General features: G+C 47.7%; 22 protein-coding genes. 14 read left to right on the top strand and 8 right to left on the bottom strand.

The features are described 5' to 3' along the window. Positions 1-2: 2 nt before the first annotated feature. Positions 3-1,475, bottom strand: a complete 1,473-nt coding sequence (locus NST40_RS29655) for an alpha-amylase (protein WP_036682065.1) — start codon at positions 1,473-1,475, stop codon at positions 3-5. Between the two features lie 141 nt (positions 1,476-1,616). Continuing rightward, positions 1,617-3,209 carry a histidine kinase N-terminal 7TM domain-containing protein gene (locus tag NST40_RS29650; protein ID WP_076276257.1) on the bottom strand — a complete coding sequence of 531 codons (1,593 nt, stop codon included), beginning with the start codon at positions 3,207-3,209 and terminating at the stop codon, positions 1,617-1,619. A 282-nt stretch (positions 3,210-3,491) separates the two neighbouring features. Here NST40_RS29650 and NST40_RS29645 point away from each other — a divergent pair, with 282 nt between their 5' ends. The 6 genes from NST40_RS29645 (at position 3,492) to NST40_RS29620 (ending at position 10,201) form a co-directional block, all read left to right on the top strand. Continuing rightward, a complete protein-coding gene (locus NST40_RS29645) occupies positions 3,492-4,274 on the top strand; it encodes an ABC transporter ATP-binding protein (protein WP_076218929.1) in 783 nt (260 codons plus the stop codon). A gap of 2 nt (positions 4,275-4,276) precedes the next feature. Then, positions 4,277-5,089 carry an ABC transporter permease gene (locus tag NST40_RS29640; protein ID WP_051491222.1) on the top strand — a complete coding sequence of 271 codons (813 nt, stop codon included), beginning with the start codon at positions 4,277-4,279 and terminating at the stop codon, positions 5,087-5,089. Then, positions 5,089-6,006 (top strand): ABC transporter permease, encoded by a 918-nt coding sequence (locus tag NST40_RS29635; RefSeq protein ID WP_081398214.1) that lies wholly within the window; start codon positions 5,089-5,091, stop codon positions 6,004-6,006. Before NST40_RS29640 ends, NST40_RS29635 begins: the two co-directional genes overlap by 1 nt. 136 nt (positions 6,007-6,142) lie before the next feature. After that, positions 6,143-7,243 (top strand): ABC transporter substrate-binding protein, encoded by a 1,101-nt coding sequence (locus NST40_RS29630; protein WP_076181976.1) that lies wholly within the window; start codon positions 6,143-6,145, stop codon positions 7,241-7,243. A gap of 104 nt (positions 7,244-7,347) precedes the next feature. Then, positions 7,348-8,811: a CoA-acylating methylmalonate-semialdehyde dehydrogenase gene (locus NST40_RS29625; RefSeq protein ID WP_342410267.1), complete on the top strand. Its 1,464-nt coding sequence runs from the start codon at positions 7,348-7,350 to the stop codon at positions 8,809-8,811. A 31-nt stretch (positions 8,812-8,842) separates the two neighbouring features. Further along, the gene (locus NST40_RS29620) at positions 8,843-10,201 is read left to right on the top strand and encodes an aspartate aminotransferase family protein (protein ID WP_342410266.1); all 1,359 of its coding nucleotides are present in this window, start codon (positions 8,843-8,845) and stop codon (positions 10,199-10,201) included. Here NST40_RS29620 and NST40_RS29615 read toward each other — a convergent pair. Beyond that, positions 10,176-11,864: a PucR family transcriptional regulator gene (locus tag NST40_RS29615; protein ID WP_076181983.1), complete on the bottom strand. Its 1,689-nt coding sequence runs from the start codon at positions 11,862-11,864 to the stop codon at positions 10,176-10,178. The genes NST40_RS29620 and NST40_RS29615 overlap by 26 nt on opposite strands. A gap of 318 nt (positions 11,865-12,182) precedes the next feature. Between NST40_RS29615 and NST40_RS29610 the strand changes: the two genes are divergently transcribed. From NST40_RS29610 to NST40_RS29595, 4 genes are read left to right on the top strand one after another with little or no spacing between them, the layout of a single operon-like run. Continuing rightward, positions 12,183-13,574, top strand: a complete 1,392-nt coding sequence (locus tag NST40_RS29610) for an NAD(P)-dependent oxidoreductase (protein ID WP_076179221.1) — start codon at positions 12,183-12,185, stop codon at positions 13,572-13,574. Between the two features lie 44 nt (positions 13,575-13,618). Beyond that, a complete protein-coding gene (preA, locus tag NST40_RS29605) occupies positions 13,619-14,908 on the top strand; it encodes an NAD-dependent dihydropyrimidine dehydrogenase subunit PreA (RefSeq protein ID WP_076276253.1) in 1,290 nt (429 codons plus the stop codon). A 2-nt stretch (positions 14,909-14,910) separates the two neighbouring features. Continuing rightward, positions 14,911-16,338 carry a dihydropyrimidinase gene (gene hydA / locus NST40_RS29600; protein WP_076276252.1) on the top strand — a complete coding sequence of 476 codons (1,428 nt, stop codon included), beginning with the start codon at positions 14,911-14,913 and terminating at the stop codon, positions 16,336-16,338. Next, complete coding sequence (locus tag NST40_RS29595; protein WP_342410265.1) at positions 16,338-16,589, top strand: hypothetical protein; 252 nt, start codon at positions 16,338-16,340, stop codon at positions 16,587-16,589. The genes hydA and NST40_RS29595 overlap by 1 nt, the downstream gene beginning before the upstream one ends. Positions 16,590-16,811: 222 nt before the next feature. On the opposite strand, the gene NST40_RS29590 is transcribed toward NST40_RS29595, so the two are convergent. Further along, positions 16,812-17,330 carry a GNAT family protein gene (locus NST40_RS29590; RefSeq protein ID WP_076276251.1) on the bottom strand — a complete coding sequence of 173 codons (519 nt, stop codon included), beginning with the start codon at positions 17,328-17,330 and terminating at the stop codon, positions 16,812-16,814. A 180-nt stretch (positions 17,331-17,510) separates the two neighbouring features. Here NST40_RS29590 and NST40_RS29585 point away from each other — a divergent pair, with 180 nt between their 5' ends. After that, positions 17,511-18,128: a TVP38/TMEM64 family protein gene (locus NST40_RS29585; protein ID WP_036682051.1), complete on the top strand. Its 618-nt coding sequence runs from the start codon at positions 17,511-17,513 to the stop codon at positions 18,126-18,128. Between the two features lie 59 nt (positions 18,129-18,187). After that, positions 18,188-19,099 carry an aldo/keto reductase gene (locus NST40_RS29580; protein ID WP_076276250.1) on the top strand — a complete coding sequence of 304 codons (912 nt, stop codon included), beginning with the start codon at positions 18,188-18,190 and terminating at the stop codon, positions 19,097-19,099. 12 nt (positions 19,100-19,111) lie between these two features. Here the strand turns inward: NST40_RS29580 and NST40_RS29575 are convergent, their stop codons facing one another. The 4 genes from NST40_RS29575 to NST40_RS29560 form a co-directional block, all read right to left on the bottom strand. Then, positions 19,112-20,623 (bottom strand): aminotransferase class V-fold PLP-dependent enzyme, encoded by a 1,512-nt coding sequence (locus tag NST40_RS29575; RefSeq protein WP_076219133.1) that lies wholly within the window; start codon positions 20,621-20,623, stop codon positions 19,112-19,114. Positions 20,624-20,748: 125 nt separating this feature from the next. Beyond that, positions 20,749-21,225, bottom strand: coding sequence for a DsrE/DsrF/DrsH-like family protein (locus tag NST40_RS29570; RefSeq protein ID WP_036682046.1), 477 nt, complete (start codon positions 21,223-21,225; stop codon positions 20,749-20,751). Between the two features lie 121 nt (positions 21,226-21,346). Beyond that, positions 21,347-21,664, bottom strand: a complete 318-nt coding sequence (locus NST40_RS29565; RefSeq protein ID WP_076124017.1) for a hypothetical protein — start codon at positions 21,662-21,664, stop codon at positions 21,347-21,349. Positions 21,665-21,718: 54 nt separating this feature from the next. After that, positions 21,719-22,342 (bottom strand): acetate uptake transporter, encoded by a 624-nt coding sequence (locus tag NST40_RS29560; protein WP_342410264.1) that lies wholly within the window; start codon positions 22,340-22,342, stop codon positions 21,719-21,721. A 336-nt stretch (positions 22,343-22,678) separates the two neighbouring features. Here NST40_RS29560 and NST40_RS29555 point away from each other — a divergent pair, with 336 nt between their 5' ends. Both NST40_RS29555 and NST40_RS29550 read left to right on the top strand, forming a co-directional pair. Next, positions 22,679-23,596: a prenyltransferase gene (locus tag NST40_RS29555; protein WP_341004089.1), complete on the top strand. Its 918-nt coding sequence runs from the start codon at positions 22,679-22,681 to the stop codon at positions 23,594-23,596. Between the two features lie 35 nt (positions 23,597-23,631). After that, the gene (locus NST40_RS29550; protein ID WP_256718948.1) at positions 23,632-24,408 is read left to right on the top strand and encodes a DUF6081 family protein; all 777 of its coding nucleotides are present in this window, start codon (positions 23,632-23,634) and stop codon (positions 24,406-24,408) included. The last annotated feature ends 2 nt before the right edge of the window (positions 24,409-24,410 follow it).

Here is a 24,410-nt window from a genome sequence, read left to right as displayed (position 1 = left end):
GTTTACTTCTTGTCAGCTTCTGCATCTGGCAAAGCCCAGACGGAGACGCTGCCGCCATTGACCGGGAAGGTCGCCCAACCATCTTTTTCAATGGTTATGGTGGCTTTATGGTTATGGGTGAAATCCACCCATGCTTCACCGGCGCGATGTTCTCCTACGAACATTCTCTTCTGGCCATTCTCACCATTACTGATCACAACCGCACAACCGGAGTGTTCAATATCCTCCACGCCGAGCCGTGTCCAGCCAATCGTGTTAGGATGATCGAAATAATCCTTCTGTTCACCATAAGCTTTGTGATAGCGGGTATACAGCAGAGGGTCAATCGCATCTTTTTTACCTGCTACAGGTGTTGGTCCTTCGATCCCATAATAATCCCCGTAAAAGACCACAGGATATCCATCCCGTCGCAGCAGGATAAGCGCGTAAGCACTTTGCTTGAACCAATCATCTACCCAGGATTCCAGGGCTTCGTGAGGCTGAGAATCATGATTGTCAACGAAGGTTACAGCATTGGTGGGATGGGTCTGCACCAGTGTGTCATCAAGAATTTTGGTCAGATCATAGTTTCTGCCCTCCAAAGAAGCTGAATGCAGCTTGTAGTGAAGGGATACATCGAAGAGGTCAATTTTATAATCGACGGTATTCAGAAATTGTCGACAGGACTCTAAGTCGGAATTCCAGAATTCACCGACGATATAGAAATCCTTCTCGCATTTATTAAACATCTCTACCGCGAATTCTTTAACAAACTCATGGTTGATATGTTTGATGGCGTCCAAGCGGAAGCCGCTGCAGTGGAGGGTATCTACCAGCCATTTTCCCCATTGGATCATTTCTTTTTTGACTTCCGGATGGCTGTAATCAATATTAGCGAACATTAGATAATCATAGTTTCCGAACTCGTCGTCAACATTCTGATTCCACGCTTTATTCTCGCCTACTATACGGAATACGCCGGTTCGCTCTTCTTTGGCGTCAAAGTCAGTGCCGTTAAAATGATTGTGATTCCACTTAAAGGCAGAGTGTTCATTCCCGCGGCCAGGGAAGGTGAATTTTGTCCAGCCCTCAATCTCGAAAGGTTTCGAAATTTCTTTCATCCGATCATTGGGGTCGACCTCGATGACTTGGAATACTTCCTTTTCATCCGCGCCAGCCTTATGATTCATCACCAAATCAACGTAAACGGCGATGCCATTCTTTTGACATTCCGAAATTGCGTTGATCAGTGCTTGTTTGGTGCCATATTTGGTGCGTACCGTACCTTTTTGGTCATATTCGCCCAGATCGTATAGATCATACACGCCATAGCCTGTATCTTCAGCGGAGACGGCCTTTGTCACAGGAGGTACCCAAACAGAATCAATGCCTACGGCTTTTAGCGCGGGTGCAGTTTCTTTTAAGCGATCCCAGTGTTTCCCGTCCGCAGCAACATGCCATTCAAAAAACTGCATCATTGTATGGTTCCTCATTATTTCTTACGCCTCCATATCCCATCAAGCAAATTTTACTCTCAACACTCTGATTAGTTTTTCAGATAACTCTTATTAAACTTAAAAACAGACTATGAAAAATAAGGCCAGTTGTTGAATGCGCAGGAAGGGACATGATTGTCATTAAACAGGCTTGAAAAGAATGATTTCTGACCTTTGGGAGAGATGCACAGCGTTGCGTCCATTCCGTTTGGAGCTATAGAGAGCATGGTCGGCTTCAGATAGCAGTTCTTCTAGAGTGGCCTCTGGATTTAGGGCCTCCACAACTCCAAAGCTTGCGGTCACATTAATGGGCCCGATGACGGTATATAAGGTGCTTTGTTCAATATCCGCGCGGATATTTTCGCAGAGCAATGCTGCTTGCTTCAGTGACGTCTCTGGCAGACAGATCACAAATTCCTCACCACCATAACGGCCAAAGAGATCTCCCTCCCGCAGATGTCTGCTGCACACCTGGACAATATGCTGTAGAGCTTGATCTCCATATTGATGCCCATAGCGGTCATTAATGCTCTTGAAGAAGTCCACATCCAGCAAAATCATAGATAATGAGCTTCGCAGGCTGGCAGCCCGGGCAAGCAATGCTTGACTCAGCTCCAAAAAATAGGAGCGGTTATAGATACCCGTTAGGCTGTCCATCGTAGCCAATTGACGCAGCTTCTCCTGAAGCAGTATTCGTTCAGTCACGTCAATCAGCATGATCATCTGTCCTGCTATGTGCCCTTCTTGTTTCTGTACCGGAGAGGAGCGGATTTGATAATAGCAGATCTCCTCTGCTTTGTTCCAAGCCACTTCCCGTTCTTCGCGCAACAGTGGCTCGGCATCCATCACATAGGACAAGGCATCTTTGCCTGCGTTAAGAAACAATTGTGCTAGCGGTTTGCCAATCGATGAGGAGTTGAGCCCCTCTATCATATCCGCGGCTGCACGATTGTAATCGACGAGCATGTCCGAGCGGTCGGTGACAAGTACTCCCTCCCGCATGCTCTCGAACAGATTCTCACGAGCAATAGGTGCAGCCGTTAACATGCCCCGGGATAAAATAGCCCAAATATATAGGGAGGAGGTTAGGCTCATAATGATCGGGACGGGATCCATTCCGTAAGGAGTCAAGCCTATCAGATACAAAAAAGCGCCGAGGGTTGGAAGGCTTAACCCGATTATTATTGTGATGATCTGCCTGCGGTATACCCTTTTCATCCGGTTCCACTGCCATATCATGAGGCAAATGGCTGCCAGCAGACAGCCGAAAGTAAAGCTGCCGTGAACGATATACCAAGGTCCCATCACAACATCAACGAGTGGGGTGGGCGTATTTTCCCGTAAATAAATGGATTTATAGAAGAGATGATGGTAATCATTGGTCCAGACCAGCAGCGTTGTAATGAATGGAATGATAAATAACGCCGCCCGTATGCCTTTTTTAAACAGCGTCTCCAGCCCAACGAAATGGATCACCATGATTAGACTAGCCGGCGCAATAAAGGGCATCCCCAGATATTCTAACTTAATCCAGAAGCTGATTTCCTCCAGAGTTTTCCCCGATAATTCTAATGCGAAACCGAAGGTGTAAATAGCAGAGGTAAAGGAGCTTATAACAAAAGCCCTGATTCCTAAGAAATCAGTTTTTTTATAATAGGCGAAAAGGGCTAGTAAGACACTCAGCACACCTGATATAGCAACAATTACAATATAATTCGAGATTATAGATCCCATGGGTCTATTGTCACCTACCGAGGAAAGATATGGATAAATATTACCACATATCTGCGGATATAAAAAAAATACTTCGGGTTTGTGGTGAAAAAAATGTCTCCTAGACAAAATGACGCAATTTAACAGGAGCTATTTTACTAATTGTCTAGTGAGAGTCCAGTGAGCAGCGTGTAACATGTTAGTTAATACTACATGCAATAGAAGTTTTCTTTATTTTATCTAAATAGCGTCAGTTTATATAACATTATAAACATGGCTTATTTTGAAAAGGGGGGACTGAGGATGTCATCACTAGCGACAAATATTCCTGAGATTCAGCTGGAGAATGTTGAAATGCGTTATCGGACAGAAGCTGCGGAAGTGCTTGCCCTGCATCAGGTGAGTCTTGATATTGCAAAAGGGGAGTTCGTCTCCCTGCTCGGACCTTCCGGATGTGGCAAAACGACGCTGCTTAGACTGATGGCCGATCTCATAGCACCAACAGGCGGGAACATTGTGGTAGCTGGGAAAAGTGCCAGAGAAGCCAGGCTGGCGCAAAAATATGGCATTGTTTTTCAAAGTCCAGTGTTATACGACTGGCGGAAAGTGAAGCATAACATCACATTGCCACTGGAGCTGATGGGGGTAAAGAAGTCATTACGTGAGGAAAAGGCGATGGAGCTTCTTGATCTGGTGGGGCTGCAGAGCTTTGCGGATAAATATCCGTGGCAGCTCAGCGGCGGGATGCAGCAGCGTGTAGCGATTGCCAGAGCGCTATCGATGGAGCCGGAAATTCTGCTCATGGATGAGCCGTTCTCTGCACTGGATGAATTTACGCGTGAGCGATTGAATGAAGAGTTATTGTCTGTCTGGAGTAAAGTGCAGAACACAATTGTTTTTGTAACTCATAGTATTCCTGAATCTATATTCCTCTCTGACCGGGTGTTTGTTCTTTCCCCGCATCCAGGTCGCTTGTCCGCTGTGGTCGAAATTCCTCTGCCACGTCCGCGAACGGCGGAAATGAGAAATAGCCCAGAGTTTTTCGAACTGATCGCACGTATTCGCGACAGCTTCGAAGGGGTGTAGTGATGAAAGGGGGCAGTATCTTTGTGCGAGGCCGTCTGCTGCCGTTGTTCGTCTGGATTTTTGGCCTGCTGCTAGTCTGGGAAGGGACTTCCTGGATGCTGCTCCATGTGGTGGAGACGCCGTTAGCACAGTCCAAGCTGCCATATGTTCATGAGGTGTTAGCTACCTTATGGCAGTATGGAGGCACGCTCTTGAAGGAAGGGGCTGCGACCTTCGGTAATGCTGGTGTTGGCTTCCTGATTGGAGCGGTAGCTGGTGCCTCATTGGCGGTGTTGATGAGCTTGTCGAAGACAATAGAGCAATTAACTTTTCCTTATGCTATTGCCTCGCAGATGATTCCGATTCTGGGGTTGGCGCCCATCATCTACGGGATTGTGCGCGATGAGCAGACCTCGCGGATTATTATTTCGGGATATATCACCTTTTTCCCCGTGGCTCTGAACATGCTGCGCGGCTTGCGGAGTGTAGATCCATCAGCGCTCGAATTGATGCATTCTTACGCGGCGAAACCTTGGGCGGTCTATTGGAAACTCAGATTCCCGGCGGCTTTGCCGGGTTTGTTCGGTGGGCTTAAGATAGCTGCCCCACTTGCTGTGACTGGAGCTATTCTGGTGGAGCTTATGGGTGCCCAGCATGGCATTGGTGTAATTATGCTGCGCAATCTCTATTATGGAAGCTCTCACACCTATATGTTCTGGTCTACGGTGATTGTGGGTGCCTTGCTGGGAATCGTAAGCTACTGGTTAATCAGTCTGATAGAACGCCTGGTAACGCCTTGGCAGCCTGAATATCGTCCGAAAGGAGGCAGCCGCTAATGGAAACTAACTCCGTTCGGGAGACCACGTTTATAGGCTCTACTGGTAAAGAAATGGCTCAGCCGGCGCTAACGGCTACACCAAAGAATGCTGTAGCCGTTCCGAAAGCTGCGGAAGCTACGGCGAGTCGCGGCGGCTCACGGATGCTGAAGAGGATATTTAGCGCAGGGGTGCTGCTGCCTGTACTGGCAGGTCTGTTATTTCTTGCACTATGGGAATTTCAATTTTTTCATAAGATCTTTGATCTGAAAAAATATCAACTCCCGCTGCCTACAGCCATCGCCGAAACCATGCGGGATAATTTCAGCTTGTTGCTGTCCTATACCGGATACACTCTTGCTGAAGCTGTGCTGGGAATGTTGGCTGGTTCTGCTATCGGCTTCCTGATCGCTTTAGTCGCGACAGCTTGGCCGCGCTGGGGGAGTGGAAGCTTGACGCTGGTTGCCGCCCTAAATGCTGTGCCTATCGTCGCCCTCGCGCCCATCATGAATTTGTGGTTTGGAGATGGGATAGGCTCACGAATTGCCATAGTAACAGCAACTACAATGGCAGCGATGGCGATCAACGCCTATAAAGGTATGGCGGCGATTGATCCATTGGCGCTGGATCTGATGCATTCCTATGCGGCAGGTAAACCGGCAGTGTTCCGTTATCTGCGGATTCAGAGCAGTCTGCCCTATGTATTTACAGCACTCAAGATTAATGCTACTGCCAGTATGATTGGCGCCATTGTTGGGGAATTCTTTTTCTCCTCAAAAGGGCTTGGATATCTGCTCTCCAATTCCATTAAAGTTGCCAAAATGCCACTGGGTTGGTCCTGTATTGTGTTGGCTGCGATTGCAGGCGTGCTCTTCTATTTAGTGGTTGAGCGGCTGGAGAAAGTATTCATTAAGTGGCATCCTTCGCAGCGTACTTAATTTTCCCCTCATTACATCCGGCCATAGCGGGAATGGAAAAGAGAAACCGCCCACGGCTGTATGCATAAACGCACCACGATGATTGTCCATACTGTGCTTGTTACAAACTTAAATTACGATAGGGGGAGTTCGATTGATGAACGGGAAAAAACGCAAATTTCGTGGTGGTTTGTTGGCAATCGTGATGATGTTGAGTGTTTCTTTAATGGCGGGTTGCGGTGGCAACAATAATAACTCGGCAGCTGAAGCTACGACTGCCCCTGAAGCATCAGCAGCTCCTGAAGCAAGTGCTGCTACTGAACCGGCTGCTGATCCAGTTACAGTGAAGCTACAGCTGAAATGGGTGCCGCAGGCACAATTCGCTGGGTATTTTGTGGCGCAGGATAAAGGATATTACAAGGAAGAAGGCTTGGATGTAGAAATTCTGCCGGGTGGGCCTGATATCGTTCCGGAACAGCAAGTGGCAGGTGGCTCCGCAGATATCGGTGTGGGTTGGGTAGCCAGCTTGCTGCCGAGTCTTGAAGAGGGAATGCCGCTGGTGCAGATCGCGCAAATCTATCAAAAGAGCGGATTGGTCCTGGTCTCCAAAAAAACTGCTGGCATTAATTCAGCCGCTGATCTTAAGGGTAAAAAAGTCGGCAACTGGATGGGTGGCAACGAATTTGAACTATTAGCGTTATTCGATAAATATAAGTTCGATCCGAATAAGGATCTAAGCTTTACGAAGCAAGGGTTCACGATGGATCAGTTCTTGGGCGATCAGATCGATGCGGCCTCAGCGATGACTTATAACGAGTACCAAGTGGTGTTGGAGTCAGGCATTAAGGCTGAGGATCTGAATGTCATTGACATGAATACAGAAGGCGTTGCAATGCTTGAGGATAACTTGTTCGCGAATAAGGAATGGCTTGCGGAGAACAAAGAGACTGCGGCAAAGTTTGTGCGTGCCTCCCTGAAGGGCTGGAAAGATGCAATTGCTGATCCTGCAGCTGCCGTGGACAGTGTGATGAAACAAGCGGAAGACGGCAGTACGACGAAGGAACATCAGCTGACAATGATGACTGAGGTTGCCAAGCTGATTCTGCCTGAAGGCTTTGACAGTGCCAAGATGGGATATACCGATGCGGCGGCGTTCCAGCAAACCGCTGATATTTCGCTTAAATTTGGTGTCATTAAAGAACCGGTTAAGGTAGATGAGGCTTATACGAACGAAATCGTAGAAATGGCGGCAAAATAACCAATTGAGCTTAATGTTATAGTGGATGGCCGCCTGATCTGGCGGTCATCTATTATAATCAGCAGTCCATCAGTGCATCTGAAACAGAGAAAGAGGTGCGAGCTATGTCTCTCCTAGTAACGCAGGCTGAAAGAGTTAAGAATTATGTGAATGGAGCTTGGGTAGAATCGTCGTCCGGGCGAGATGAAGAGGTTTATAATCCGGCGACAGGTGAAGTGATTGCTTATGTGCCCATTTCCAGTAAGGAAGAGCTGGGTGCGGCGGTAGAAGCGGCTGCGGCGGCATTTCAAGCGTGGAAAAGGGTCGCTGTGCCGCGTCGTGCCCGCTACTTTTTTCAATATCAACAGCTGCTGGTAAAGCATTGGCATGAGCTGGCCGAGCTGATTACGCTGGAGAATGGCAAAAGTCTGGAAGAGGCGCGAGGTGAGGTGCAGCGTGGAATTGAGTGTGTGGAATTTGCCGCAGGCATCCCCACGTTGATGATGGGCAGTCAGCTTCCGGACATTGCTACCGGTATTGAATCCGGGATGTACCGTTATCCATTGGGGGTGATCGGGGGAATTGCCCCGTTTAATTTTCCAATGATGGTTCCTTGTTGGATGTTTCCGCTTGCCATCGCTTGTGGAAATACCTTTGTGCTGAAGCCTTCTGAGCGTACGCCGCTGCTGGTTAATCGACTGGCAGAGTTATTTGCCGAAGCGGGCTTTCCTCCAGGTGTACTGAATGTGATACATGGGGCGCACGAGGTTGTGAATGGGCTGCTGGAGCATGATGAAGTGAAGGCGATTTCGTTCGTGGGTTCGCAGCCAGTTGCGGAATATGTATATAAGACAGGGACAGCGCAGGGAAAACGGGTGCAGGCGCTAGCTGGAGCCAAGAATCACTCGATTGTGCTGCCTGATGCGGAGCTGGACAATGCGGTCAAAAATATCATTGCGGCTTCCTTTGGTTCGGCAGGTGAGCGTTGTATGGCGTGCTCGGTTGTGGTGGTTCATGAGGATATCGCTGACGAGCTAGTGGGTCGTCTGGCTGCGGCTGCGGATGAGCTTAAGATTGGTAATGGCGCGGATGACGGGGTGTTTTTGGGTCCGGTAATTCGCCAGTCGAATAAGGAGCGGACGCTTTATTACATTGAGACTGGTGAAGCTGAGGCAGCCAAGCTTGTGAGAGATGGGCGGAAGGATGCGGCTACGGGTGGTGCGGGTTATTTTATCGGGCCGACGATATTTGATCATGTGCAGCCGGGAATGACCCTCTGGAAGGATGAAATTTTTGCGCCGGTATTGTCTGTGATTCGTGTAAAAAGTCTGAGTGAAGCGATTGCGGTAACGAATCAATCCCCATTCGCGAATGGGGCGTGTATTTATACAGATAGCGCAAAGGCGATCCGTGAATTTCGGGAAGAAATTGATGCAGGGATGTTGGGTGTGAATCTGGGTGTGCCTGCCCCCATGGCATTTTTCCCCTTCTCGGGTTATAAGAAATCGTTCTATGGAGACCTGCATGCCAATGGGCGTGATGGGGTGGAGTTCTATACGCGTAAAAAGATGATCACTGCCCGTTATTAGAGAAAATGAGCTGCTGAGAGGAGAAAATGTTATGCAGAGTCTGGGGAATGATAGTGAGCTTGCGGTGAAGAAGGATCAGAAATATTTATGGCACAACATTACACCTTATAGTGAAAAGAATCCGCCTATGATTGCCGCCTCGGCAAGTGGGTCGTGGATTACGGATATACAGGGCAATCAATTTTTGGACGGGATGTCTGGCCTGTGGTGTGTAAATGTGGGATACGGGCGCAAGGAGCTGGCGGAAGCTGCTTACAATCAATTGCTGGCCCTGCCATATTTTCCTCTGACACAAAGTCATCTCCCGGCGATTGCGCTGGCGGAGAAGCTGAATGAGTGGCTCGGAGACGATTATGTGATCTTTTTTTCCAATAGTGGATCGGAAGCCAATGAGGCTGCTTTCAAAATGGCCCGCCAGTACCAGCAGCAAATCGGCCAGCATTATCGCCATAAATTCATTGCCCGTTATCGTGGGTACCATGGCAGTTCACTTGGGGCATTATCTGCAACGGGCCAGGCCCAGCGCAAATATAAATATGAACCGTTGGCGGGTGGTTTTCTGCATGTAGCTCCCCCGGACAGCTATCGCCGCCCGGCCGGGATGACTGTGGAAGAATTCAACCTCCAGTGTGCACAGTCCATAGAGGATATGATCATCTGGGAAGGCGTGGAGACGGTAGCTGCGGTGATTATGGAGCCTGTAATTACGGGTGGTGGCGTCATTGTACCGCATCAGGTTTATTTGGATCGGGTGCAGGAAATCTGCCGTAAGCACGGTGTGTTGCTCATTATGGATGAGGTGATTTGTGGATTCGGACGTTCTGGACGTAAGTTTGGTCATCACAACTTTAATGTGAAGCCTGACATCGTAACGATGGCTAAAGGACTGACTAGCGCTTATCTTCCTCTATCTGCCACTGCTGTTCGTAAGGATATCTATGAGGTATTTAAGGACAATAGCGATGACTATGGGCATTTTCGCCATGTGAATACTTTTGGTGGTAACCCTGCTTCCTGTGCGCTGGCGCTGCGTAATCTGGAAATTATCGAGCAGGAGAAGCTGGTGGAACGTGCGGATCTTTTAGGTAAAAGAATAAATACAGAATTTACTGAGCTGCTTGATCACAAGCTTGTAGGTGATGTCCGCAGCTTTGGTTTGGTGACAGGGGTTGAGCTGGTTGAAGACAAGGTCGGTAAGAAACCGGTAGATCTGAGTATTGTGAAAGGAATTATTGCCGAATGTAAGTCCAAGGGGCTTATCATCGGCAAAAATGGCGATACCGTAGCTGGGTTCAACAACGTGCTTACCTTCGCCCCGCCGTTATCCTCCACGGATGAAGATATAGAATTTATTATCGATACCTTTAAATCTGTGCTGAACGGGGGCTAGGTAAAGTGATTTTGTCTGGATATAGAAATTGGTAAGCGCGCAGGGCGACTTGAATGGAGATCCGATTCTCTGGCTGCATGAAGTCTTCACCCAGTAGCTCTGTTATTTTGTCCAGGCGATAATAAAGGGACTGTCTGACAATGAATAGGTTTCGAGCGGCAATTTGTTTGGAACCATCATGATCCAGATAAACACGAAGGGTAAGCAGCAGCTCGCTGCCTTTGGTTTGGTCGTGGTCGATTAGCGGGCCGAGATAACTGCGAATGAAGTTCTGCAACGTTTTTCCGTCATTTAAGCTCAACAGCAACTGGAATACACCCAACTCTTCATAGAAGAGTAGTGACTTCTGGTAACAGGAGTATAACGACAATGCCTGTAGGGCTTCCTGATAACCGGAATAGGCTCGTTTTAGGCGCTTATGCGATTTGCTGACTCCAATGACGAGCTGCAAATCCTTGAGCTTCTCATCGGAGCGGATGTTCTGCAGGGCTTCAAGTGCTTGTTGAAGTCGCATTTTTCCAGGCATTTTCGATTGGATATCGAGGGCGATGACGGTGAGGCGATTGTTCTTAAGGGTGATCAGCGGACGTAAAGAATACTTCTCAAAGATGGAACGCAGGATGAGCGAAAGGTGGAAGGTAATGGACTCCCATTCGTTCTCCGAGCTGTTCCATTTTACATCTCTGGGATTCTTGATCTCTATAAGGCATACACGGTAAGGGAGCTCGTTGACCACGTTGAAATTGGAGCCGATCAGGCCCTTTAAGCGGTTATCATCTTCGATGCGGCCATTGATCAGCTCGTCGACCCATAGATTTTCTGAAAAAAGCTTACGCTCCTCCATATACCGCGTCCGCAGCAGCTCTTGTGCAATGGACAAAGAGGCGGAATCCAGCAGCAGACAGTCGAACTCCTGTGGTTTGTGATTGCATACCATCAGAATGTAAGCCCAGGTCTGATCCAGCGCACCTACAGGCTTGAGCGCGATGGTCTTCTGTCCATATTCCCGGATATAGGGGGCAACGTCAGGTTGAATTCCTTCCAGCTCGTCGCCGAAGGCGGTGAAAAAATTCAGTAATGGAGCCTGCTCTTCCGGCGGAAGTGCCGGAAAAAATAAGGGTTTGCCTTGCAGCTGCATATAGACAATTTGTGTGCGGGTACTTTTGCACAATAATTGCAGCACTTTCAGCGTTCCTTGTGAAGTTAAGGTCAGGCGGTGGAATTCACGTGAGATTTTTTCAAGTTCTTGGAGCATCCGGTGATGCCGGTTAATGATAATCGAGTGAAGATCCAACGTGATATCTACGAAACGAACCGTGCGGGTGAAGATGATTAGCGGAAAGTCATGCCTGTCGGCTAAGTCGATCATCTCTTGCGGGATGGTGCTGAAATACGTACCTAACTCAATACATAGGCAAGCTGCATTTTTGTCGATCAGGTTCTGCATAAACTCCAAGGAGGAAGGGAGATCGACACTTGCACCAATCCCCGTAGTCAAAATCATTTCTTCGCCATGAATCAGAGTCTCGAAGTTGGCACTTTCCAGCACATGCACCCAGCGAATGGCACGGCTTAGGCCGCTTTTCCCGCCGATCACCTCGGCTTCTGCGAATAGTGGTCTTTTTAAAGCGTCACGAATGGTTAATACAAGCTCCCAGTCCATAGTTACTCCCCCTCGATCTTCTGCGCTCTGGCCTTCGGCTAACGCCTTGTTATTCTCAGCCTATTCTCACACGTAAAAAATACAGTTTTGAAATTAGACAAAGTGTCTAATGCAACGAAAATTCGAAATGACTATAGTTTGATTAACGGATGTCAGTATATATAACCTAGTCAGGAAGAACGTTGAGAGATAATTTCTGTTAATGCTTATATTACTACAATAAATTAAAGATGTAAGCAAAATATTCAGACAAAACTTGAAATAATGTTATATTATATAACACTAATATGAAAAATTACCCATAAGGAGGGACTAGTGATGGAGCATTCATCTCCGTTAACAGCATTTACACCTGATATGTTCATGCGCAATTTCGCCGAGGCTGAGCCGCCTCTGACCCATAAAGGTGCCTTGGATGAGTCTAATCGCTGTCTATATTGCTACGATGCCCCATGTATAAAAGCATGTCCGACCAGCATTAATATTCCCTCCTTTATCAAACGGATCGCTACTGACAATTTGAAAGGCTCGGCACAGACGATTATGGATTCCAATCCTGTGGGTGCCAGCTGTGCTCGTGTTTGTCCTACAGATGAGCTGTGTGAAGGAGCCTGTGTGTTAAATGATGCCTCGGCGCCGATCCAAATCGGACTGCTGCAGCGTTATGCGACAGATTGGGCGATGAACAGCGGAGTTCAATTATTTAAGGCTGGCACCCCTAATGGGAAAAAGGTAGCCGTAATTGGTGGTGGTCCTGCGGGATTGTCTGCGGCTAGGGAGCTCGCCCGTGAAGGTTTTGCTGTTGTGATCTACGAAGCAAAGGCGTTAGCGGGTGGGCTGGATACACATGGGATTGTATCGTTTCGGCTCCCGCAGTCTGTATCTCTTTGGGAAGTAGAGCAGGTAGAGAAGCTGGGTGTGGAAATACGTACAGGTGTAAAAGTCGGAGTGGATGTTTCTGTAGATGAGCTGAAGTCGAATTATGATGCTATCGTTTTGGCAGCGGGTATGGGATATGTGCCTCCAATAGGGATTGAAGGTGAAAAAATGGCTGGAGTTTATGACGCTATTGCGCTTGTAGAATCTACTAAGACGGGCATTCCTCTGCTAGAGCTGATGGGTCAGCGGGTCGCTGTCATTGGGGCAGGGAATACGGCTATTGATGCAGCGACTTGCTCAGTGCGGCTGGGAGCCACCAATGTGAAAATGGTCTACCGCCGGACCCGCGAAGAGATGACGGCATATGACTTTGAATATGAATTCGCGAAGCAGGAAGGTGTGGAGTTCAGCTGGCTTACCTTACCGAAACGTATCGTGGGTGATGAGCTTGGGAATGTAACCGCACTGGAATGTGTGCAGATGAAGCTGACGGAGGAGCTGGGCAAAGATGGGCGTCCAATACCTATGCCGATCGAGGGTTCTGAGTTCTTGATTCCTGTAGATGCGGTTGTAATAGCTATTGGTCAAAAGCGTCGTCTGGATCTAATAGATTCCTTAGGTCTTATGCATGACCGTGGGGTTGTTAAGGTGGATGAGGTCACCTGCCAAACCTCCGATCCGCAGATTTATGCCGCTGGGGACATTATTTTTGGTTCAGGTAAGGGTGAGGCCATGGTTGTGTCAGCGGCACAGCAGGGAAAAGATGCAGCCCATGCGATTGTTAAACAATTCTCAGGCCAGCAGGAGGTCGTTGTTAGATCAGCGGGCTGAGCGTAGAAATCAAATTGGATTTTACATGACAGGGAGGGAACATCATGGCAGATTTAAGTATTAATCTCGCAGGAATCAAATCACCGAATCCGTTCTGGCTGGCCTCCGCGCCGCCTACGAATACAGGTTATCAAGTGCAGCGGGCCTTTGAAGCAGGTTGGGGCGGTGCGGTGTGGAAGACGCTCGGCGATCCGATCATTAATACCTCATCGCGTTTTGCGGCAGTAAATTTCAATGGGCAACGGGTTGCGGGCTTTAACAATATTGAACTGATCACCGACCGTCCGCTTGAAGTTAATCTGAAGGAAATCTATGAAACGAAAAAAAGATTCCCGAATCATGCGATTATAGCCTCCCTGATGGTAGAACCATCGCAGCATAAATGGCATGAGATTGTTAAGCGGGTAGAGGATGTGGGTGTAGACGGTCTGGAGCTTAACTTTGGCTGTCCGCACGGGATGGCTGAGCGTGGAATGGGCGCTGCTTCGGGGCAGCAGCCTGATCTGGTGCAGGCACAGACCACCTGGGTAAAAGAAGTTGCAACGACCCCGGTGATTGTGAAGCTGACGCCTAATATTACGGATATCACCGTCGTTGCCCGCCATGCGGTTAAGGGTGGAGCAGACGCGATTAGTATGATCAACACGATCAACAGTCTTGCTGGTGTAGATATTCATAGCTGGAACACAATTCCGAATGTTGGGGGTCAGGGTGCACATGGCGGTTACTGCGGGCCGGCTGTGAAACCAATTGCGCTTAGTATGGTGGCCGAGTGTGCCCGTGACCGGGGAGTAGGCATTCCTATCTCCGGTATTGGAGGGATTTCGACCTGGCAGGATGTTGTTGAATTCATGCTGATGGGTGCTACGGGCATTCAAGTATGTACAGCGGTCATGCATCATGGCTTCCGGATTGTAGAGGAAATGATCGATGGCCTGAACAACTATTTGGATGACAAAGGTTTGGCTTCCGTAACAGAGTTAATCGGTAAATCGGTATCCCGTTACTCCAACTGGGGTGATCTGGATCTCAACTATAAGGTAGTTGCCCGTATTAATGAGAACAACTGCATCAACTGTAATAAATGCCATATTGCCTGCGAAGATGCTTCACATCAGTGTATTGATATGTTAACTAATGCAGATGGGAAAGCTATTCTACAGGTCCGCGAGGAAGATTGTGTAGGTTGTAATCTTTGTTCTATTGTCTGTCCAGCAGACGGCGCGATCGATATGGTTCCAGTGGATACCGGGGCAGCTCCACTGACCTGGAATCAGCGGCAGAAAGTGATCGGCAGTTTGAATGGCACCTATTCGGAAGTGGAGGTGGTGTAAGGATGAAAAAGATTATTAAAAATGGCATCATCGTTACCGCAGCAGATACTTATACAGGCGATGTGGCGATTGAAAACGGGGTTATTACGGAGATTGGCCTTCATTTGGATGCCCCTGGTGCGGAAATTATAGATGCCTCGGGGTGTTATGTTTTTCCTGGAGGCATTGATCCTCATACCCATCTGGATATGCCTTTTGGCGGCACGGTTACAGCTGATGATTTTGAGACGGGAACTATTGCGGCTGCATATGGCGGAACGACCACAGTCATTGATTTTTGCTTAACCACCAAAGGACAACCGCTACAGCAAGCCGTAGATACATGGCATCATAAGTCGCAGGATAAAGCGGTGATTGATTACAGCTTCCACCTTATGGTCTCAGAATTAAACGATAAAGTACTGGGTGAGCTTCCGGAGATAATTGAGAATGAAGGCATTACCTCGCTCAAAGTATTTATGGCTTATAAGAATACTTTTCAGGCGGATGACGGCACACTTTTTAAGACCCTTCAAGCTGCGAAAAAAGAAGGTGCACTCGTTATGGTGCATGCGGAGAATGGAGATGTCATTGAATATCTTGTTGAGCAGGCCTTGGCCGCAGGCAACACTGATCCGATCTTTCATGCGCTGACCCGCCCGCCGGAGCTGGAGGGTGAAGCTACGGGACGCGCAGCTTATCTAACCGAACTGACAGATTCTCAGCTGTATGTTGTACACGTGACCTGTGCGGAAGCTGCTTGGAAGATTGCTGAAGCGCGTAAAAAGGGACTGCGCGTCTACGGCGAGACTTGTCCACAGTATTTAGTGCTGGATCAGACGGCACTGGAAAAGCCTAATTTCGAAGGTGCTAAATACGTGTGGTCTCCGCCCCTGCGTGAGCAGTGGAATCAGGATGTTTTGTGGGATGCGTTATGGAGCGGCAGCTTGCAGACGATTGGCTCTGACCAGTGCTCGTTTGATTTCAAAGGACAAAAGGATCTGGGGCTAGGCGATTTCTCCAAAATCCCGAACGGTGGGCCGACCATTGAGGACCGGTTTACAATTCTATATTCGGAAGGTGTGCAGAAAGGCCGGATCTCATTGAACAAATTCGTAGACATTATTGCTACCTCTAGCGCCAAGCTGTTTGGCTTGTATCCGCAAAAAGGCACGGTCGCAGTAGGTAGTGACGCTGACCTGGTCATTTTTGATCCTTCTGTAGAAAGAACCCTTTCTGCGGACACGCACCATATGAACGTAGATTATAATGCGTTTGAGGGCTTTGAAGTGAAGGGAGAGCCTGTTTCTGTTCTCAGTCGAGGCGAATTTGTTATTCGTGACAAACAATTTGTCGGCAAAGCAGGTTCGGGAAAATATTTGAAACGCAAACGTTTTGCAGCGGAGGCTCCTCTTCCTTCTAAGGCAGAAATCAGCGGAGGTGTTGTCTAGTGTCTGCTTTTGCGGAATATGCCAAAGAACAGCAGGAGATTGATGGGCTGCTTTTTAAAGGATATACGATTGCCGGCATCCAAGAGGGTTTGGACGGTGCCCGAATAAAGTTTGTCAGAGGGGAGCCGGCTAAAGGCTCGGTAGAGCTGTTACTACTCACAGCGGATGCCCGTAAGTACGTGACAACCCTTGTGGTTGCGGGGCTGAAGGCGGAAGGTGAGCAGGCGGGTTGTTACAGTGGAGAGGTTTGAGGGAAATGGAATTGAAAGCTGAGTAGTGAGCCTGCGCAGGATAGGGGGGGCCTACTGCTCGGCTTTTTATTGTGCTCCTGAAAGGGGGCGAGGAAATAAATTCCCTGAAAATAGCCGATTATCATCGCGGCATACACTTTTTGGGGAAAACCTCCCTAAAAATTACTGAAATACGCCGATTTTGCTCAAATTCGCTGAATATTAGGGGAGGTTTCCCCTAATCTATTTCTGTCGCTGCTGCTCACGCTCTATATACTCATACCGTAATATGGACATGATATGCAGAGATTCAAAATGTCCCTCAACCTTCATACAATCACGTAGAGTCCCTTCCAGTGTAAAGCCACAGCTTTCATAGACATGGCGAGCCCTGTGGTTGTGATCTCTAACATCCAACCATAGCCGATGCGTCTCGGTGTGCTGGAAGATCCAGTCGCTCACGAGACGAAGCGACAGTTTGCCATACCCAAAGCCCTTGGAATGGATGACGATTCGTTTAATACAAACGGTAAGATGAATATCTTGAAGTCCTGATACGATGATATAGCCGACTCTTTTCCCGGACCTCTCCCAAATTGTAAGATGCAGGATATCTGGATCATGGATAGCCGTAATGTGCTCCTCTTTACTCCACTGTCCGATATAGGCACGATTAAGCTCACTTTGTTCAATGGCTAGAACGAACGCTAAATCCTGCTCAGTGGTAGTTTGCAGATCCAACGTTTCTGAATGAATGATCATAACCTTATGCCCCCGTCTAATATGTATTTTTGTCTATAGTAACGAAGAATTTTCTCCCTGTCATTTAATTAGTCCCGGTTGCTCACTCTATATTGGCGGCACTGTAGGAATGAACGTAACTTCGTGTATAATTGAGACCAAGTGTTAAGAATTCCAATCGGATGAGGAGATCAGCTGGTTATGTATTTTCTTGATATTATGTCTTGGCTGACAGAGGATAATCTGCGGCATCTGCTTGAACAATATCGTTCGTTTGGGCCCTTTCCGGGCATTGCGTTAACGTTTATGAAATCATTTATACCACCACTGCCAACTATTGCGATCGTAGGGTTAAATGGGGCCGTATATGGTTTATGGTTAGGTTTTTTGTATTCTTGGATCGGTCTGGTTGCAGGCTGTGTGACTACCTTTTGGATTATCCGCAAAGTAGCCTCCCATCGTTATTTACGAAAATGGGCAGCGCGGCCCAAAGTAGCCAAAAGCATGACGTGGGTGCGGCAAAGCGGATTTAGCTATGTTTTTCTGCTTAGTATATTTCCGGTAGGGCCTTTTGTTGTGATTAATATGGCAGCGGGGCTTGCCGGGATGAGGTTCCGTTCGTATCTTCTTGCGCTCACGGTAGGCAAAGCGATTATGGTATTCGCAGTTTCATACATTGGCAACGATCTGGAACGTTTCATTCGCCAGCCGTGGGAGATTATCTATGTTCTGTTGTTTATCGGGCTGTCGTTATGGGGAGTCAAAGCCATCGAAGCGCGTTTTGCTAGAACAGCACAGGATGGGAACAAGATAGCTTAGCATAGAGTCCGAATTAACTGGAATCCCTAAATTTAAATAGAATAAAGGAGGAAATGATGATGAAATATCGTAAGCTTGGCAGTACAGGAATGAATGTCTCGGTGATTGGCCTAGGGACTTGGCAGTTTGGCGGAGAGTGGGGCAAGGATTTCACTCAGGTTGAAGTCGATGCCATGCTGGATAAGGCTGGAGAGCTGGGTATTAATCTGATTGATACGGCAGAATGTTACGGAGATCACTTGTCGGAGAAGTTCATCGGGGATTATCTGGCGCGCCGCAAACGCGAGGACTGGGTTGTAGCTACGAAATTTGGCCATCATTTTCAGGGGCATTTGCAGCGGGAACAGCTATGGCGTGCTGAGGATGTGCTTAAGCAGCTGGACGACTCCCTCCGCGCACTCCAAACAGAGTATGTTGACCTCTATCAATTCCATTCCGGAACGGATGAGCAATTCGATAATGATAAGCTGTGGAGTATGCTCGACAGACAGAAGCAAGCCGGAAAAATCCGTCATTTGGGCGTGTCGATCAGTGCATCCGGCTCGGGGGTGCACCAGACCTCTGCGGCAGCGGATGTGCAAGCAGAGGCCATACAAGTAGTATATAATCGGCTGGATCGTCAACCTGAAGAAGAGATTCTTCCGCTGTGCATCGAGCATCAATTAGGTGTGTTAGCTCGCGTTCCGTTAGCCAGTGGTTATTTGAGCGGCAAGTATAAGCCAGATGCGGTTTTTGCTCAGGGTGATGTGCGAGCTAACCATAAAGAGGATGTAAGACAAAAGCAGCTGCGCGCAGTAGCAGAAATTGCTGCTAATGAAGTGCCGTCAGGTCTGGATATGGCGCAGTGGGCTTTGGCTTGGTGTCTCCAGCATTCCGCAGTAACCAGTGTAATTCCGGGCTGCAAAAATGTAGAACAGGTCATCTCCAATGCCAGTGCTGCCGATTTGGACATGGTGAAGGGCAACGTGTGATAAGTTAGATTGTTACATGGTGAAGAGTTCTTGGAGCTTCATCTCGGGTGAATGCTGCGCGTAGATATGATTCCAGCTGTTCGTGGAAGTATCGTAAAGGTAGTCCTGCTTCCATTGCTGGACATGGGTCGCAATACTCCTTACAGCGGATACAATTCTCTCTACTTCCTGATTAGTCATAATGGGATGTAGGGAGATGCGAATCCACCCTGGTCTGAAGGATTGGTCGCCGCTCATGATCGCTCCGGCAATCTGAGCGGATTGCGTCCACCCTAATCCAAGCAGGTAATGTCCGTATGGACCTGCACAAGAGCAGCCGCCTCGAGCTTGTATGCCGAAACGGTCATTCAACAGCTGAACAGCGAGGTTGTAATGGATATCACGAAGTGTAAAAGAGACGATTCCATGACGTTCTGTATGATCTCCGGCCAGCAGCGCGCATTCCGGGATGCTGCGGAGTCCTGCCATTAATTCCTGACACAGCTCGTGTTCTCTAATCACCATATATTGACCTTTTCCATTCATCTGCTCCTTCAGCTTCACGCAAAGTGCCGTGCGAAAAGCCTGTAAAAACCCCGGTGTTCCCCCGTCTTCCCGCATCTCAATCGCATTGGTGTAGCGGCGTCCTCCCCAAGGGTTGACCCAGGCTACTGTACCTCCACCCGGTTCGTCAGGAATACGTCCATTGCTCAGTGCTTCATCAAAGATTAGAACGCCATTTGTGCCCGGCCCACCCAGAAATTTATGCGGAGAAAAAAAGATCGCATCAAGCTTCTCCAGTGGAGAAGGGGGGTGCATATTGATAGGCTCGTAGGGAGCACTGGCGGCAAAATCCACAAAGCATACGCCCCCATGACGATGCATAGTAGCCGCTAGCTTTGCGTAAGGCGTCTGAATTCCAGTCACATTAGAACAAGCTGTAAATGAACCAATCTTGAAACGGCGATTGGGGTACAGTCGCAGTTGGTCTTCAAGCTGTTGAGGGTCAATATTTCCGTCCTTTCCGGCGGGAATGGTAACGACGTCACCAAGTCCCTCCTGCCAAGGAAGAATATTGGAATGATGCTCCATATGGCTGGTGAAGATAACGGGGCGGTCTTCCAGTGCACGGTTATTATGTTCCAGTAGCCATTCCGGGAGCCTTAATCCCATGATACGCTGCAGCTTGTTCACGGCTCCTGTTGTTCCATTGCCGCAGAAGAGCAGTACATCCTGAGGGCCAGCATTTACATGGTTCTTGATGATTTGGCGAGCTTCATTATAAGCCTGCGTCATGATTAGTCCGGTGGTGTTGGAATCTGTATGTGGATTGCTGACGTAGGGACCGAAGGCTTCCTGCAACTTGCGTTCGATCGGTTCATATAAGCGCCCGCTTGCGGTCCAATCGGCATACAGAAGCGGCTGTCTGCCATAAGGGGTGTTGATTTGATGCCGAATGCCGATGGTGTGACCACGAAAAGTATCAAAATGGTCTTGTAATGAAGCGGGCGTCTCTGCAGAAGAGGCGTGGATGATGTTTAGCACGGATATTCCCTCCAGCCCGTACGCCGTCAGTGTTAAGTTAATGGGGTGTATTTTCGGCGTGCCAGTAGTTTCTATGGCAACAGTATATGCCTGCATGGGGGATTGGGTTAAAGCCTAGTCAGACTTTAAATAAATAACTGTACATCACTTTCTAAAGCATCTTTTAAATATGCCGCAGCATCGATGATTTCGACCTCTGGCAGCAGTTCCTCGGGCTTAAAGCCCATGATCTCCACAGAGAGCTTGCAGGCATAGAATTTGATGTTTTTTTTACGAGCCCCTTTTAGAAAATGAATCAGCTTCGGTGCGCCTTGTTCCTCCATCATTTCCTCCAGCATCATTCGTCCCAGCCCGCTAAAGTTCAGATGAGAGAGCGGCAGCTGCCCAGGGCCCTTCGGTGTAATAACATCCATCAGCTTCTCGTAGATACTCTTGTCCTCAAGAGTCATTTTCTCCGGATCACGCACTAAAAATAGACCCCAGAATGAAAAAAACATAGTAACCTCGACATCGATATCTCTTGCGGCATTCGCTAGGATCAGTCCAGCCATCGCTTTGTCGTATTCCCCACTGAACATTAGCAGATTGATTTTTTTGCTCACCCTGATAATCCTCCCGTTACTTTTATTAGAATGTCATTAGTATGGTTGTGAGGGGGAGAACTATGCGAAGAAGCTTTCTGAAATTATAAAAAAAAGCCCCCTTTCGGGAGCTTGAGATTTACTAATGTACTTCAGGATCTTTAGATTCTGGACCTGCATTGCGACTGATGTCGTAATAACGGGCGGACAGCCAAATAGCTCCGGTGAATAACACAATGAGTCCAAGGACGATAGAAAAGCGCCAATCGCCTGCTTTAAAATTCAACTGAAGCACCGTTAGTACTAGTGAAACTTGGGTCCAAACCAGTGTTCTTTTGCGAAAAGCCGCAATATCGCCAACCATCTTCGGGATATTCCGAATGATCAGGTAGGCAATAACTGCGAGAATAAGGGCGAAAATAGCAGTTACCGCTAATTCAGAAGAGGACAGGACATGCATAGTCTCAGCATCCTTTCGGCTTGCAAAAGTATTAGTTTCAGATCAGAACAATTTCTATTTTTTGAAGATGCCCAGCGGAGCTCCAATCGGTAAGAAGTTGCGGCCGAAATGAGCGTTTAGCACGGATGCTCCACATCCGTAAAGGGACACGATACCAATACCAAGCTCAGCACAAGCAGCTAGCTTATGGAAGAATTCTGGAGCGATCCCAAAGGAATCAAAGGTTAGTCCGATAAAGAGAAAATCTATCAATACAAAAATGATAAGCAGAACTCTATTTGCCTCAACGGCACCAATCGTCATAAAGAGTGTGAAGATCAAGTAACCCAGAAATACAAATCCGAGCTGCTTAGGATCTACAGCCTCCGCAAGCGTTGGACCAAATACGCCAAGCTTGATTAGCCAGCTGCTAGCCATGCCGAACCAAAAGAAAGCGTAGGCGCCAAAGGCGGTCATACCAAAGGTATTGTTGTGCTTAGCATCCTGAATGGCGGCGAATAGCTGCGCGAATGCTCCCAGGAAGATAGCCCAAGGAATAACGTAGCTAAGTCCTGTTGTAAATTCAAGCTTCTGTGAAGAAGCGACCAATGTGACAATAGCCAGTCCGAATAGCCCGATGGCGCTAGGGTCGGCAGTGACGATTTTGACAGATTGGGTGTTAGGGGATTGCGCTGACATGACAGTAAAAGCCTCCATTATTATATATAGTTTTACGCTCTTAAAAACAGCCCGTAAGGGGCACTGTTCATAGGCTTGCCTATCATATCATATCGGTATGTGCTTGCCTATAAAACAACACTCATTTTTTGTCGTAAAATAGGGGTCCTGCGTGAAAAAAAGGAATGGTTTACATTTTTATCTTCCATTATCAAGATACTTAACCAAACAAACGGAAGTATTATGTCAAGAATAGACATTATATGCAGTGATAATCTTCACAATCTATCGAAAATTGATGTATAATAGTCAGTGATAATTATTATCAAATCATATGAAAAAGGCGGTAAGCTTGAAGTGAACAAATGGACATTATTTACCAAGGCGACCCGGTTTTGGAGTTTTTCTGTTATGCTCATCCCGATTGTTTTGGGGACCGTTGGGGCATATGTATGGGAAGGGACATTCCATCCGGTTTTATTTATTCTTACCTTAATAGGGGCGATTTCGGCGCATTTGTTCTCCAATATGGTGAATGATCTGTGGGACTTCCGCAACGGAACCGATACAGAAGCAAAGAATTCCGCTGGTGAAATCAGCACAAACTCCGGGCTACTGACAGGTGGGATTCTCTCGGAGTCTTTTTATGCAAGGATGACTTGGAGTATGCTGGCGATTGCCCTTATCTGTGGTGGGATTCTTAGTATATATAGCGGTTGGAATATCCTCTGGTTTGTACTTGTTGGTGCTTTAATCGCTTATTTCTATGTGGCTCCGCCACTGCGTTATGGCTATCGCGGCAAAGGTTATAGTGAGATGGCCATTTTTATTGCTTTTGGGATTATGCCTGTATTAGGCTCCTATTTCGTACAAACCGGTCAGTTTAGCATGAAGCCTGTAATTCTCTCGCTGCCTGTCGGATTTTTAACTACATTATTGTTGTTTAATCACCATTTCCTACATTGGAAGGCGGATGAGCAGGCGGGTAAGCTTACGCTTGTTGTAGTATGGGGAGAACAAAAGGCACTTGTATTCTCACGGGTACTTCTTTTCACTGGCTACGCTTCGGTGATAGTCTGTGTGCTGTTGGGTGTACTTCCTGTTTACGCACTGCTGGCGCTGGTTACAGCTTTCTGGCCGCTGCGCATTTACAGTAGTCTCGAGCAACATAATGCTTCGCCGGCTTATATCCCGCTGATGGGCGCTTCACAAAAAGCCTCCGTACGCTGCGGAGTAGTAATGGCAATAACTTTATTAATTCAAGGCTTGATCTGATACTAATAGATGGACTACAGAAGGAGTGAGCTTTCATGGAAAAGAAGGACAAGGAATTGATGGCAGAAGAACAACAAGTTAAAGGCAATCGCATGGTTCTTGGGGATTTCCACTCCATTTTAGAAGAAGGAAAGGTCTGGAAGACGGGTGGATTTACACTGCCTGACGGATCATTTTGGGCTTACCGTGAGCCGGAGGCTGTAGTTATCGTTCGTAATGATACCTTGTATGTACGTGCGAAGTTATCTCGTGAGAACCATCAAGTGCAAATTCTGGACAATGCCAAGCACATGTATTATTCAGCCAAGCCAGTGGAGATTCCGGAAGCTGGAGAGATTAGCATTGAGCTGCAAATTCGTTGCCGTACACAAGGAACTGCACCTGGAGATCTGTATGATGGATATGTATCGCTGAACCTGCTGGATTTCACGACAGGCGCTGCGCTCGATTTCTTCGCGGGAAATGACAAATATGCTAGTGTATATGGTATTTTGCCGTTCCCGGGTGTACAAGTGCCAGAAAGCACTGGAACGAAATATTTCTGCATCTTTAAAGAAAATACGGATTTCAAACCACGGGAATTCAATACGTACCGTATTACCTATCACCGTGGCAATGATGAGGCTGTATTCTATTTGAACGGCAAGGAAGTACGCCGCGAGAAAAATATACCGCTTAAATTCAATAACTTCACTGTAGCGCTCGGAATTATGACAGAGAAGGATCTGAGTCCTGAAGGCAGTGTGTCTGTACATGGACAAACAGTTATTGCAGAATGGTCCCCAGTGACGGTTACAACAACTGAACAGTAATG

The organism is Paenibacillus sp. FSL R10-2778 (genome assembly GCF_038593035.1).
In the GTDB taxonomy this organism is placed as follows: Bacteria; Bacillota; Bacilli; order Paenibacillales; family Paenibacillaceae; genus Paenibacillus_AQ; species Paenibacillus_AQ odorifer.
The sequence above is the reverse complement of the archived record's forward strand: the minus strand, read 5'-3'. Positions and strand labels throughout refer to the sequence as shown.

Bases quoted from the DNA above. Each gene is read 5' to 3' on its own strand.
- NST40_RS29630 (WP_076181976.1), top strand. From the start codon at position 6,143: ATGAACGGGAAAAAACGCAAATTTCGTGGTGGTTTGTTGGCAATCGTG.
- NST40_RS29625 (WP_342410267.1), top strand. From the start codon at position 7,348: ATGTCTCTCCTAGTAACGCAGGCTGAAAGAGTTAAGAATTATGTGAAT.
- NST40_RS29640 (WP_051491222.1), top strand. From the start codon at position 4,277: ATGAAAGGGGGCAGTATCTTTGTGCGAGGCCGTCTGCTGCCGTTGTTC.
- NST40_RS29650 (WP_076276257.1), bottom strand. From the start codon at position 3,209: ATGGGATCTATAATCTCGAATTATATTGTAATTGTTGCTATATCAGGT.
- hydA (WP_076276252.1), top strand. From the start codon at position 14,911: ATGAAAAAGATTATTAAAAATGGCATCATCGTTACCGCAGCAGATACT.
- NST40_RS29645 (WP_076218929.1), top strand. From the start codon at position 3,492: ATGTCATCACTAGCGACAAATATTCCTGAGATTCAGCTGGAGAATGTT.
- NST40_RS29560 (WP_342410264.1), bottom strand. From the start codon at position 22,342: ATGTCAGCGCAATCCCCTAACACCCAATCTGTCAAAATCGTCACTGCC.
- NST40_RS29565 (WP_076124017.1), bottom strand. From the start codon at position 21,664: ATGCATGTCCTGTCCTCTTCTGAATTAGCGGTAACTGCTATTTTCGCC.
- NST40_RS29620 (WP_342410266.1), top strand. From the start codon at position 8,843: ATGCAGAGTCTGGGGAATGATAGTGAGCTTGCGGTGAAGAAGGATCAG.
- preA (WP_076276253.1), top strand. From the start codon at position 13,619: ATGGCAGATTTAAGTATTAATCTCGCAGGAATCAAATCACCGAATCCG.
- NST40_RS29615 (WP_076181983.1), bottom strand. From the start codon at position 11,864: ATGGACTGGGAGCTTGTATTAACCATTCGTGACGCTTTAAAAAGACCA.
- NST40_RS29590 (WP_076276251.1), bottom strand. From the start codon at position 17,330: ATGATCATTCATTCAGAAACGTTGGATCTGCAAACTACCACTGAGCAG.
- NST40_RS29585 (WP_036682051.1), top strand. From the start codon at position 17,511: ATGTATTTTCTTGATATTATGTCTTGGCTGACAGAGGATAATCTGCGG.
- NST40_RS29550 (WP_256718948.1), top strand. From the start codon at position 23,632: ATGGAAAAGAAGGACAAGGAATTGATGGCAGAAGAACAACAAGTTAAA.
- NST40_RS29580 (WP_076276250.1), top strand. From the start codon at position 18,188: ATGAAATATCGTAAGCTTGGCAGTACAGGAATGAATGTCTCGGTGATT.
- NST40_RS29635 (WP_081398214.1), top strand. From the start codon at position 5,089: ATGGAAACTAACTCCGTTCGGGAGACCACGTTTATAGGCTCTACTGGT.
- NST40_RS29610 (WP_076179221.1), top strand. From the start codon at position 12,183: ATGGAGCATTCATCTCCGTTAACAGCATTTACACCTGATATGTTCATG.